The sequence below is a fragment of the Magnetococcus sp. PR-3 genome, assembly GCF_036689865.1.
GTDB lineage: Bacteria > Pseudomonadota > Magnetococcia > Magnetococcales > Magnetococcaceae > Magnetococcus.
In genome coordinates this window covers 76,715-89,436 of record NZ_JBAHUQ010000019.1, presented here as the reverse complement: position 1 = coordinate 89,436, position 12,722 = coordinate 76,715, and the positions used below count along the sequence as shown (strand labels likewise).

The window sequence follows — 12,722 nt, the reverse complement described above, 5'->3', positions numbered from 1 at the left end:
TAAGAATAGGAGAAAAGCCGATGTCTGAGCAGATGCAAAAACAGCCCGCTGTGGCGGTGATTGGTGCAGGCTCATGGGGTACGGCTTTGGCCAGTTTGTTGGCGGGGAAGCTGGATCAGGTCACCCTGTGGGCGCGAGAGCCTGAAATTGTTGCTGGCATTAATCAGACGCACCATAACCCGATTTATGTTTCAGATCTCACGCTTCCCAACAATTTGGTGGCACAGGGTAATCTGGCCCATGTGGCAGCCAACCATGATGTCTTGGTTATGGTGGTACCCACACAATTTTGCCGTGGGGTGTTGGCCCAGCTAAAACCACATGTCAAGCCTGACGTGACCTTTGTTTCAGCCACCAAAGGGGTAGAAACAGCGAACTTGGCACTTATTTCTGAAATTTTTGAACAGATTTTTGATGCGGCTATTGCCAAGCGTACCTGTTATCTCTCGGGTCCTTCCTTTGCACGGGAGGTCATTGCGGGTCAGCCAGTGGCTGTCTCTATGGCAGGTATGGACCAGACCGCTTTGGAAGCGATGCAGGGGCTGTTTTTTTTCCCCCATTTTCGAACCTACAGTACAGATGATGTGGTGGGGGTCGAGCTGGGTGGTGCGTTAAAAAATATTATCGCCATTGCCGCAGGTATTAGTGATGGATTGGGGTATGGGGCAGGGGCCCGTGCAGCATTGATTACCCGTGGTTTGGCTGAGATCGCCCGTTTGGGGCGGGTGTATGGCGCCAAACAGGAGACCTTTGCAGGGCTGTCCGGCATGGGGGATCTGTTAATGACCGCTTCTTCCACCCTCTCACGTAACTACACCACGGGCCATCGCCTGGGCCAAGGGGAGAGTCTGGATGTTATTCGAGATAGCTCCAAAGAGGTCGCTGAAGGTGTAAAAACCACCGAGAGCACCTGGCAGTTGGCCCAGCAACATGGGGTGGAAATGCCCATTACTCAAGCGGTACATGCGATCTTGTTTGAAGATATTCCCCCCCATGTGGTGGTGACCAAACTTTTGAATCGGGATATGAAAACAGAGTCTGCTTAAGCCGTTGCCTTTACAGGGCAAGACTATGATGTGTTTAACATGGGGGCGGCTGAACCATGTATCTGGCGAAGCCTCGAAGGGGTAAAAGGGGCGTGTCATACACGCAAAGAGTGGCCTGAAGATACAGGTACGAAACCCATAATACCTAGGAGGGGGGGGAGGGGTGAGTCCTTGGTGCTTTTTGATGTCCTTACCCAAGCACCAGAAGGTGAGCCGTTAAAGGAAGAGTGACCATGAACTCTAGGGACGTATGCAGACGATGGATTTTAAATATGAATCGTTCTCATTTTTATGTTGCAAATGCGAACACTTCATATTAACTTCCTTGCTCAGATTTTGTCTGCTACCAGGAGTGCATCCATGTTACCCGTGAAACGTTTGGCCTTAACCGCTGTTGCGGCTTTTTCTCTAATCCAGCCCATGGCGGCTCAGGCTTCCGGTGAAGTAAACCTTTACTCTGCCCGTAAAGAAAAACTGATCAAGCCTCTGCTGGATCGTTTTACCCATGAGACGGGTATTACCGTCAATTTGGTTACGGGTAAGGCTGATGCACTGCTCAAGCGTTTAAAAAGTGAAGGTCGCAACTCTCCTGCGGATGTGCTGATCACTACCGATGCTGGGCGTCTGCACCGAGCAAAAGCGGCAGGGGTAACCCAGGCTTTTGATTCAGCCAAGTTAAAAAAGGTGGTACCTGAGGCCTACCGTGACCAAGGTGATCATTGGTACGGCTTAAGCTTGCGTGCGCGCCCCATTATGTATGTAAAAGGTCGGGTTAACCCTGCGGAGCTTTCCTCTTATGAAGGCTTGGCCGATGCTAAATGGAAGGGACGTATCTGCATTCGTTCTTCCAGCAACATCTATAATCAATCCCTCATCGCCTCTATGGTGGCGGCGGATGGTATTGAAAAGGTAGAGGCTTGGGCCAAAGCATTGGTAGGTAACTTTGCACGTCCCCCCAAAGGTGGTGATCGTGACCAGATCAAGGGTGCTGTGGCAGGCCAGTGTGATGTGGCGGTTGCCAACACCTACTACTTGGCGGGTATGTTGACCGGTAAGGATGCCAAGCAGAAAGCTATTGCAGAGAAAATGGTCGTCTTCTGGCCCAACCAAGATGGCCGGGGTGCCCACGTGAATGTATCTGGCGCCGCATTGACCAGCGCCTCTAAAAATAAAGCCAATGGGATCAAGTTGATCGAATTTTTGGCTTCTAAAAAATCTCAGCACTGGTATGCCGAGAAAAATGGTGAATTCCCTGTACGTCATGATGTCGCAGAGAGTGCCACCCTGCACGGCTGGGGTAAGTTTAAGGCCGATACCCTTAACTTAAGCAAGTTGGGTGAGTTAAACCCCGATGCGGTAAAGTTGATGGATCGTGCTGGCTGGAAATAAGCAATAACGCTAGGGGTAGCGTTTGGGGCCGGGTACCCTGCAGAGGGTATCCGGCTTACCTGTTTTAAGTGATGGGCTCTTCTGTAATATTAACGGGCTGCTCGGGAAGATAAATCGGGATCTGTATCTTATTTGTTAAAGGGATTTCTCCATGCCCCCAAGTGCTAAGCTTGCAACGGTTACCTCAGGTTTAAATGGCTGGTCCATTAGTACATCCAGTATTGCGGTGCTGCTGGCACTCCCTGTTCTTGTGGTAACGGGCTATCTGTTTATTCCGGCGGGTGAAGTTTGGACACATCTGGTTGATACTGTTTTAAAAGACTATGTTGAGAACTCCCTGCTGCTTATGTTGGGTGTTGCCATTGGGACCTTAATTCTGGGGGTGGGCACAGCCTGGTTGGCCTCTATGTGTCAATTCCCCGGCCGTAATATCTTTGAGTGGGCTCTGTTGTTACCGCTGGCCATGCCCGCCTATATCATTGCCTATACCTATACAGGTGTGTTGGATTTTAGTGGCCCCATTCAAACCTTCATCCGGGAGTTGACCGGCCTGGGCTACCGGGAGTACTGGTTTCCTGAGGTCCGCTCCTTAGAAGGTGCGGCCATTATGCTGACACTGGTGCTCTACCCCTATGTCTATCTACTGACCCGCGCGACTTTTCTTAACCAATCTCTCTGTGTCATGGATGTCAGCCGTACACTGGGCAACGGTCCGTGGCGTACTTTCTTTACCGTGGCGCTGCCGTTGGCTCGACCGGCCATTGTTGCGGGTCTCTCCCTCGCGCTTATGGAAACCTTAGCGGACTATGGGACCGTTCAATATTTTGGGGTCAACACCTTTACCACTGGTATTTTTAGAACCTGGTATGGTCTGGACAGCGCACCAGCGGCGGCCCAGCTTTCAGCTGTATTGCTGCTTTTTGTCTTCACTTTGATCCTTTTGGAAAGACACAGCCGTAAACGTAACCGTTATCACCAAACCAGCCAGCGTCATCAAGATCTCCGGCGAATAAACCTGCAGGGGTGGGCCAAGTGGGGGGCTTTGCTCTTTTGTGGTGGGGCGGTACTTTTAGGCTTTTTGTTGCCGGCGGGTCAGTTGGCTGTTTGGGCCTTTACGGTCGCTGAAGATCCTTTTGAAGGGCCTTTTCTTGAGTTAATTGTGAATACGCTCATGTTGGGTGGGGTGGCCTCTCTTTTAGCGCTGCTTTTGGCACTGTTTTTAGGCTATGGGCAGCGTTTAAACCGGAAAAGTCGTTTGATCGGTTTTATGGTGCGGTTGGCAGGAATGGGGTATGCCGTGCCAGGTACGGTGATCGCGGTGGGGGTGATTATTCCCTTTGCCTGGTTGGATAATACTGTAGATAGCTGGATGCGTGATCAGTTTGACCTTTCAACGGGGCTATTGCTTAGCGGTACGTTGGTCGCTTTGGTTTTTGCCTACATGGTTCGGTTTCTTGCGGTTTCCTTACAAACGGTTGAGACCGGTCTGGGGAGAATAAAACCCAGTTTGGATGAAGCTGCCCGCTCCTTGGGCTATGGGTCTGGTGCTATTTTGGGGCAGGTACATTTGCCGATCCTTAAAGGATCTCTGCTTACCGCGCTATTGTTGGTCTTTGTGGATGTGCTTAAAGAGCTACCAGCAACTTTGATTTTGCGTCCGTTCAACTTTAATACCCTGGCGGTAAGGGCCTATGAGTTGGCATCTGATGAGCGGTTGGCCGATGCGGCTCCAGCCTCCTTGGCCATTGTGGCAGTGGGGATTATTCCCGTTGTTCTGCTTAGTCTCTCCATTACAAAATCCCGACATAGCAAGTCGTAGAGGTCTCCCATGGAAGAACAGTTACAGGTTATCAATGCGGCGGTAAGTTATGGTGAAGATCCGGTGGTGCATGGGGTGAATTTCACCTTAAAACCGGGTCATATCGGCTGTCTGCTTGGGCCTAGTGGTTGCGGGAAAACCTCCTTGCTACGGGCCATTGCTGGCTTTGAGCCGCTCTCTCAAGGGGAGATTCGTCTACGGGGGGGGGTAGTCTCTCAGCCTGGTCAAACAACCCCGCCTGAAAAACGCCGGGTAGGGATGGTCTTTCAGGATTTTGCGCTCTTCCCACACTTAAATGTAGAACAGAATATTGGCTTTGGGCTAAGGCACCTAAGCCGCAAGGAAAAAAATGAAAGGGTCAGGACGCTCTTAGCGTTGGTGGAGTTGACCGAGCATGGTAAACATCACCCCCATCAACTCTCAGGTGGGCAGCAACAGCGTGTGGCTTTAGCCCGTGCCATTGCGCCCAAGCCTGAAATTTTATTGTTGGATGAACCCTTCTCCAGTATGGATACCGAGTTGCGCGAGCAGCTGGCCAGGGATATTCGCCGGGTGCTTAAGGAGGATGGTGTAACCGCTATTTTGGTTACCCATGATCAGCATGAGGCCTTCACCATGGCGGATGAAATTGGTGTGCTGGGGGAGGGGACCCTACGGCAGTGGGATAGCGCCTACGGGCTATACCACCGCCCACATGATCCTATGGTGGCAGACTTTATTGGCCAAGGTGTGATGTTACCGGGGGTGGTGCAGGGGCGTGAAGGAATTAAAACCTCTTTGGGTTTGATCACCGGTCCCGTTCAGGAGCATTTTACCGACGGATCAGCGGTGCAGATACTTATTCGGCCAGATGATCTGATTCATGATGATCATAGTAGCATGCAGTTGCCGGTCGTGGAGCGTGCCTTCCGTGGCTCTAACTATCTCTACACCTTAAAAACCCCTGCAGATGAGCGGGTTCTATGTATGGTGCAGAGCAGCCATGATCATGCCATTGGGGATGCCATCGGCGTTTACCTGGATGTGGCGCATCTGGCGCTGTTTGAAGGCTAAATGGCTGACTTCTCTGGGGGGGCCACACTCAGTGGTTCTGCTGCCGTGGCTTCATGCATGACCAGGCGTAACAGTCCTTGCGCCGCTTTACCGTGCAGGGCATGGGTAAAGTTTTTGCTTTCCAGCGCTTCCAACTCGGCCAATGACATGCGGGCCAAGCTTGGACTATGCGGCGGCTCAATCATGCCGTGCCAATCGAGTATGGCTAAGGTATCCGTCAATAAATCAGACATGGTGCTTCTCCCATAAAAGGGGGTTCCCTCATGGGTTCTATCTCAAAGGCCATGCCAAGCTAATAAAATCCTGCGTTTAAAATGTAAAAAAGGCACCTGTAAGGTGCCTTTTTTTGTCGATATAGACACTGGGTTGGTGGTTAGGTTGTAATGCCCAATGTCTTGAGTTTGCGGTGGAAAGCTGTTCTCTGCATGCCTACAGCTTCTGCTGTTCGAGAAATATTACCTTCATGCGCTTTAAGCTTGGCTTCCAGATAGAGGATCTCAAACTGCTCTCGGGCTTCCCTTAGGTTCTCACTGGCCATAAGCTCGGCAATGGGGCCGGTCTCTGGGCAGTTTTTACCGGTTTCCCGTTGGGGGGCTACAAAGCGTGGCAGATCATCTGCCCCAATTTCAGGTTGGGGGGCCATAATGGCAAGGCGCTCGACTAGGTTACGCAATTCCCGTACATTACCCGGCCAACGATACGCTGTAAGTAGGTCGATAGCCTCTTTCGTAAAGGTGCGGTCGTGGGAACCCATCCCTGCTTGGCTGTGTAGAAAGTGCCGGACCAGATCTGGAATATCTTCGGTACGATCACGTAGAGGGGGGACATCCAGGGGTACAACATTTAGACGATAAAACAGGTCTTCCCTAAAGCGACCTTCCGCCATCTCTTTACTCAGATCCCGGTTGGTTGCGGCAATAACCCGTACATCAACCTGAATCATTGGACCACCGCCCACCCGCTCAAAACGCTGTTCCTGGAGCAGGCGTAGAATACGCGCTTGAGCTGGCAGCGACATATCACCAATCTCATCCAAAAACAGTGTGCCTTGGTGACCCTCCTCCAACAAACCTCGTCGGTCACCATCACTGCTGCTACCCCCTTGGCCAAAAAGGGCGGTCTCAATACGCTCATCAGGTATGGTGGCCGAGTTTACGCCAATAAAAGGACCATTTGCACGTCTGGATAAGGCGTGAATACGGCGGGCAACAACCTCCTTGCCTGATCCAATTTCACCGTTTATTAATACCCAGCCCTCAGTGGGGGCCACACGCTGGATCTGTCCTTCCAGCCGTTGCATGGCTTTGGAGCTGCCTACCAGTTCATCTACATGGTCCATGCGTGCCTGTAAAGCACGGTTTTGCCGGCGTAGACCCAGCTCCCGAATGGCCCGATCTAGAAGTAACAAGACCCGGTCCAACGAGAGTGGTTTTTCTAGAAAGTCGTAAGCACCCAGGCGGGTTGCTTGCACCGCGGTATCAATGGTGCCATGGCCTGACATCATAATAACCGGTGCTTCACGGTTGTGACTGGGAAGATCAACCGATTTGGCGCCCTCCATATCTTTGATACAGCGCAGGGCCTCAATCCCATCCATGCCTTCCATCCAAATATCAAGCATGATGGCCGAAACCGGTGTTTCAGCCAGCGTGGTTAAGGCTTCTTCAGCGCTGGATGCCTCAAAGACGGTATAGGATTCATCTTCAAGAATCCCCCGCAAAGAGGTGCGGATAGAGGGTTCATCATCAACAATTAGTACGGTATGACTCATGATGGTATCGCGTTTATGTTCTCTTCTTGGCCACCATGTTCAGGCACCAGGAGTTGTTTAGGGCCCGATAGGGGCAGCATGAATTCTACTAAGGCACCGCCATTTGGGGCATCTTTTACCCACAGGCGACCGCCATGGTCTTCAATAATCTTTTTGACGATGGCCAGCCCAAGACCAGTTCCCTTTTTCTTGGTGGTAAAATAGGGTTCAAAAATTCGGTCTTGGCTCTCTGGCGGAATACCTGGGCCATTATCTTCCACCTGAATGTAGACCCCTCGTCCATTTTCTGCGACAAAAGCTCGGATAACAAGAAGATCTGATAGCGACAGGCTGCTTTCTAGTGCGCGGTCATCCTCCATAGCGGCAACGGCATTGGAGACCAAGTTGGTAACCACCTGCTTGACCTGTGCTCGGTCAAACGGAAAAGCCGGTATGGTGTCATCCACATCAATGTCAACCACCAGATCCTTAAACTCGGCATCATGCAGGGTCATGACCTCACGCAAGGTGTCGGGTAGGGAGTCTTTTTTCATATCCGGGCGGGGTAAACGGGCAAAGGTGGAGAACTCATCCACCAATACTTTAAGCTCTTCTACCTGCTGAATGATCGATTCGGTCCCCTCATCCAGAACCTTCCAATCGGCCAAGTCATTCAGTTCAGGTTTTAAATAGCGTCGACGCATACGTTGAGCCCAGAGTTGGATAGGCGTCAGCGGGTTTTTGATCTCATGGGCAATACGTCGGGCAACATCGCTCCAGGCCCTGGAGCGTTGCGCATGCACCACTGAGGTTAGGTCATCAAAGGTGGCAATAAAACCTGGTCCGGCCCGATCAGGTAGGGTTAAACGGGCCAACAGTGTACGGGGGCGATCATTCACATTCATCATGATCTGTACCGATAGCTCACTCATCCCCCCTTCACCACTGTTCTCTTCCAAAGTCATGGCGGTCTCCAGCAAGCTGGAAATAGGGTTAAGCACGGGCTCTGGCATGACCTGTTCAAAATGTTCCCCAACACTTTTGGTTGGTTCCACCCCTAATAGAGACCCTGCCGCAGGGTTCATCAGTGAAATCGCGCCATCCCGGTCAACACTGATCACGCCTGAGCTGATGTTGCCCACCACGGCGGCCATAAACCGACGTCGATCTTCCAGAAGATTATTACTGGCTTGTAGAGCCTGTTGGTTCTCAGCCAGACGTTGGGTCATGGCATTAAATGAGGCCATAAGAGTCGCCAACTCATCATCCCCAGTTACGGGTAGGTTGACCGACAGGTCCCCATCGGCCACTTGGCGTGTGCCCACCACCAGTTCAGTAATGGGTTCAGTAATGGTCTCTGAGATACGAAAACCAGACCAAACAGCCGCTAAAACCAGAAGCAGCGTGATCAAAATTAAGGTGATGGTATGGCTACCGCGTAGCAGACCGTGAGATGCCCCTAATTTATTATAATCCACATAGGTGGATTCAATGGTCTCCATATGGTTAAGCACCTGACCATCGATATAGCGTCCTGTGACCAAGAATAGATCAGGACCAATGCGTATATAGGCCCGAACAATGTTACCGGTATCATTGGTGTGCATGAGGGCACGGGTTGAGTTTTCTGCAATCACCGTTAAATCGGGCGTAGGGTCTTGGGGAAGTTCTCCCGCACGGGAGACATGGGTGCCATCGCCCCGGATTAATGCAATCTCATCCAGTTGCCTAGCCTGACGTTCAACTTCCAACGCTGCAGAACTTGCTTCAGCACCCTGTAAAGAGAAGGTTGAGCTGATAATACGGTTACGAATCATATCCTCAGCATCGTGCCCAACAGAGCGTTGATTCTCACGATAAAGTGCCCGTGAGACCGCCAATGATTTTTCCAGCGCTTGTGAGACCTGATCTGAAAACCAGCTATCGACCCCTTTATTCAACAGCTCAACCGACAATAAGGTAATCACCAGTGTTGGGAACAGCGACAGCGCAACAAACAGCGTAACCATACGGGTTCTTAGCTGTGACCCCGCCATACGCCGTCTACGATCCAGCCACAGCTTGGAGAGGTTACGAATAACCAAAAAACCCAACGTTAAAACCAGGAACAGGTTAACGTAGAGCAAAATCAGAAAGACCGCGCTGTAATCACCACCGCCATCAACGGTGGCACTGCCGTAGAGCCCCCGCCCGACGACCACCGAGGTGACCACAACCCCCAGTAGTAGAATTGTTAACATCCAGCGACTGAAAGGCGAAGCTGAGTTTTTTCCCCGACGCTCGTTCATTGCAGCTGGTACTCCGCCGTTTTGTCATAGGTTAAAGGTTCCCAGAAGGTCAGCATGCGGAAGAGCACCCGAAACATGCGTGAAACCCCCTGGCGATGACGTTCAAACTGACTATGCAAAATAAAATCGGCAAACTGATCAGGTTTGGCCACCACCAAAAGACCATCCAATGTTTTGGATTGAGCCAAAGGTACATAACGGGGTTGGCTTAAAAAATTCAACGCTTCAGAGGGTTCCTGGGTATAGCTTATGGCCTCTTCCGTTAGATCTTCCATCTCATAGCGTTCTGTAATGAGATGAAGTTTAACGCGCCGTTGAATTTGAGCTGCCGCAAACTCATAGTTAGGAAGCCAGCGATTATGCTTAATGAGTGTAAAACGGTAGCTTACCAGAACTGGTTGGCCCGTATTTAGGCGTTCTTTAAGGGTGTTTTTATAGGCTTTGCTCAGTTTGGCCCGGGCGTAGAGCGTATCCCCACGCACCACAGCTTCAACCGACTCTAGCACCGGTATCTGCTCTTCAATGGGCCGGTCTGCACACGCGGTAAGCCAAAAGAGAGGTAGAAACAGCAGTAGTAGTAGGCTGCCCCGAAAGAAAAGAGGACGATACAGTTGTATCGTCCTCTTCCAAATGCGTAGTTGCCAAGCCATGGCAAATCGATCCATCTTAGCTGGTTGCCGTAGCAGGTCGGGCCAGCATGCTGTGGGCAGGCTCCGCCGCTACCACACGGGCCGTTGCTGAGCTGGGGTCACCTTCTACCAGTTCCCAAGCATGGGTCTGGGCCAGCAGAGCCTTTAACAGCAGATTATTCAGTGCATGACCAGAGCGTTCCCCAACAAACTTACCAATAATAGGGGTCCCCAGTAAGTAGAGGTCACCAAGGGCATCCATTAACTTATGGCGGGCAAACTCATCTTCATACCGTAGCCCATCTTCGTTAATAATTTGATAATCACCAATGGCAATGGCGTTATCTAAGGATGCTCCTTTGGCCAATCCATTAGCCTGAAGATATTCTACTTCTTTAACAAAACCAAAGGTGCGGGCCCGGCTGACTTCTTTAACGAAGGCCGTTTCATTGAGGCTAATTCCAACCTTTTGACGCTTGAGTACAGGGTGGTCATAGTCCAGAAGAAAGCTTAAATGAAAGCCCTCACCCGGTTCAAAGCGGGCAATTTTATCGCCATCTTTGACCGTAATGGTCTCTTTGATGCGGATACGCCGTTTGGGTGCTTGTTGGTCAACAATCCCTGCACACTCCAGCAAAAAGACAAAGGGTGCAGCGCTGCCATCCATAATGGGGACTTCTGGTCCATCAATATCGACATAGGCGTTGTCCACACCCATACCGGCAAAGGCAGCCAAAAGATGTTCAATGGTTGAGATACTCACACCATCTTTATTCGCGATGGTGGTGCACAGGCGGGTATCCTTGACGTTCTCGACATGGGCAGGCACCAAAGCACCTTCCAGATCGGTACGACGAAACACGATGCCCGTGCTCTCAGGGGCGGGGCTTAGCGACAGGTAAGCCTTCTGCCCACTATGCATGCCAATACCTGTGCAGCGAACCGTGTTCTTCAATGTTCGTTGATAATGCATGGATAACTCCTCATGGAATAAGCCCTGCCGAAACATGCTTACCCCGTTTGCTCTCATCCGCTTTTTTATTCGCCATAGCGCTCAAAAAAGTCGCATCGGCATAGAATACTACGGACGGCTGCTTATAAGAAAGCAAAAGAGCAAGAATTATGCACAAAAACAGTAGTGAGAAGAAAATAAACGCGGATTTGGGTCTGTTGGCGGGTGTTCAAGGGGGGGCGGCGCCTTCCTTGGCGACCCCGCGAAGGTTTCCCTTCGCTTTAATTGGCAATCCTGCCAACTTCCTTGGATCCAAAACAGCTTCCCTGGGGAAGGTCTTGGATCGATCCCATGAGATTAGGGGCCATCCCTGGCCAAGGCTCAACCAAAGTTGAACCGTCCTTAACTGAAATAACGATATGTGACCCAGCTCACTACCATTCGACTTGGTTAGGCCATGACCCATGCAGGCCATGGCCTAACCACAGATCCTCAGTCCATTTGACGACGCAGGAAGGTTGGGACATCAAAGTCCTCATGCCCACCATGCATAGCGTCCATATTACGACGTTGACGGGACTGGCGCTCTTGGCGCATTTGACGAATGTAGTTTAGGTCTTGAACGTTGGTGTTTGGTACCGCTTCAGCAACAGGCTGTTGCATGGGTTGCTGAACAGGTTGCTCTTGCATCGGTTGCTGCATCATAGGGGCTGCAGGCTGCTGTTGCATGGGTTGTTGTTGAATCGGCTGGCTAGCAATGGCCTCTGTGCTGGCCATCTCTTGTGTTGGGAACGCCATTTGTTCAGCTTGCCCAATACCTGTTGCCACAACCGTTACACGGACACTATCTTCCAACTGCTCATTCAACGTGGTGCCAAATACAATGTTGGCATCTTCATGAGCCATGTCACGTACAACCATAACAGCCTCATCCACTTCTTGCAGCGTGAGGTTGTAACCACCAGTGATGTTAACCAAGACGCCACGGGCACCGTGAATGGATGCATCGTCCAGCAAGGGGCTGGAAATGGCATTGTTAATGGCTTCCATCGCACGACCTTCACCGGTAGCTTCAGCAGCACCCATCATGGCTTGGCCCATCTCTTCCATAACCGTGCAGACATCAGCAAAGTCAACATTGATATGGCCAGGGTGGGTGATCAGATCGGTGATACCACGTACAGCTTGGTGCAGTACATCATCAGCTTTACGGAAGGCGTCTAAAATGGTGGTGTTCTTTCCAACCGCAGCCATCAGCTTTTGGTTGGGAATGGTAATCACAGTGTCTACTTGATCACGTAGCTCTTCCAGACCCTCTTCAGCTTGGCGCATACGGCGCTTGCCTTCAAAGTGGAAAGGCTTGGTGACCACGGCGACGGTCAGAATGCCCAGCTCTTTAGAAATGCGGGCAATAATAGGGGCTGCGCCTGTGCCGGTGCCGCCGCCCATGCCGGCCGTAATAAACACCATATCAGCCCCTTCAATGGACTGACGCAGGCGTTCTTCGGTCTCCATAGCGGCATGCTTGCCTACTTCAGGCTTAGCGCCAGCTCCGAGACCACGGGTGATGTCTTCTCCGATTTGGATGCGTGTTGGAGCCAGGCTTTTGGTCAAGGCTTGGGAGTCTGTGTTGGCTACAATAAATTCAACCCCTTCAAGATGGGACTGAATCATATTATTGACTGCATTACCACCACCACCACCAACACCTACAACTTTGATGCGGGCTTCCAGTTCATCCGTGTGTGCAAACTCGATTGTCATTATTACCCCCTTGGTATTGCGCGTTTATCCGC

10 protein-coding genes are annotated in these 12,722 nt (G+C 51.2%); 4 read left to right on the top strand and 6 right to left on the bottom strand.

Translation table 11 applies throughout. From position 1 onward, the window contains the following. Positions 1-20 precede the first annotated feature (20 nt). The 4 genes from V5T57_RS12250 (at position 21) to V5T57_RS12235 (ending at position 5,307) form a co-directional block, all read left to right on the top strand. Positions 21-1,046, top strand: coding sequence for an NAD(P)H-dependent glycerol-3-phosphate dehydrogenase (locus V5T57_RS12250; protein ID WP_332891505.1), 1,026 nt, complete (start codon positions 21-23; stop codon positions 1,044-1,046). A 360-nt stretch (positions 1,047-1,406) separates the two neighbouring features. Then, positions 1,407-2,435: a Fe(3+) ABC transporter substrate-binding protein gene (locus V5T57_RS12245; protein ID WP_332891504.1), complete on the top strand. Its 1,029-nt coding sequence runs from the start codon at positions 1,407-1,409 to the stop codon at positions 2,433-2,435. Between the two features lie 151 nt (positions 2,436-2,586). Further along, positions 2,587-4,254, top strand: coding sequence for an ABC transporter permease (locus tag V5T57_RS12240; RefSeq protein ID WP_332891503.1), 1,668 nt, complete (start codon positions 2,587-2,589; stop codon positions 4,252-4,254). A 9-nt stretch (positions 4,255-4,263) separates the two neighbouring features. Beyond that, positions 4,264-5,307, top strand: coding sequence for an ABC transporter ATP-binding protein (locus tag V5T57_RS12235; protein WP_332891502.1), 1,044 nt, complete (start codon positions 4,264-4,266; stop codon positions 5,305-5,307). On the opposite strand, the gene V5T57_RS12230 is transcribed toward V5T57_RS12235, so the two are convergent. The 6 genes from V5T57_RS12230 to ftsZ all read right to left on the bottom strand — a co-directional run bounded on the left by V5T57_RS12230 (position 5,304) and on the right by ftsZ (position 12,690). Continuing rightward, the gene (locus tag V5T57_RS12230; RefSeq protein WP_332891501.1) at positions 5,304-5,540 is read right to left on the bottom strand and encodes a hypothetical protein; all 237 of its coding nucleotides are present in this window, start codon (positions 5,538-5,540) and stop codon (positions 5,304-5,306) included. The two genes, V5T57_RS12235 and V5T57_RS12230, sit on opposite strands and share 4 nt — an antisense overlap. Before the next feature lie 140 nt (positions 5,541-5,680). Then, a complete protein-coding gene (locus V5T57_RS12225; protein WP_332891500.1) occupies positions 5,681-7,078 on the bottom strand; it encodes a sigma-54-dependent transcriptional regulator in 1,398 nt (465 codons plus the stop codon). Next, a complete protein-coding gene (locus V5T57_RS12220) occupies positions 7,075-9,345 on the bottom strand; it encodes a sensor histidine kinase (protein WP_332891499.1) in 2,271 nt (756 codons plus the stop codon). Before V5T57_RS12220 ends, V5T57_RS12225 begins: the two co-directional genes overlap by 4 nt. Beyond that, positions 9,342-9,995, bottom strand: coding sequence for a DUF4390 domain-containing protein (locus V5T57_RS12215; RefSeq protein WP_332891498.1), 654 nt, complete (start codon positions 9,993-9,995; stop codon positions 9,342-9,344). The genes V5T57_RS12220 and V5T57_RS12215 overlap by 4 nt, the downstream gene beginning before the upstream one ends. A 16-nt stretch (positions 9,996-10,011) precedes the next feature. Continuing rightward, entirely contained in the window at positions 10,012-10,947 is a 936-nt protein-coding gene (gene lpxC, locus V5T57_RS12210; protein ID WP_332891497.1) for a UDP-3-O-acyl-N-acetylglucosamine deacetylase, read from the bottom strand. A gap of 471 nt (positions 10,948-11,418) precedes the next feature. Continuing rightward, positions 11,419-12,690 (bottom strand): cell division protein FtsZ, encoded by a 1,272-nt coding sequence (gene ftsZ, locus V5T57_RS12205; RefSeq protein ID WP_332891496.1) that lies wholly within the window; start codon positions 12,688-12,690, stop codon positions 11,419-11,421. Positions 12,691-12,722: the final 32 nt, after the last annotated feature.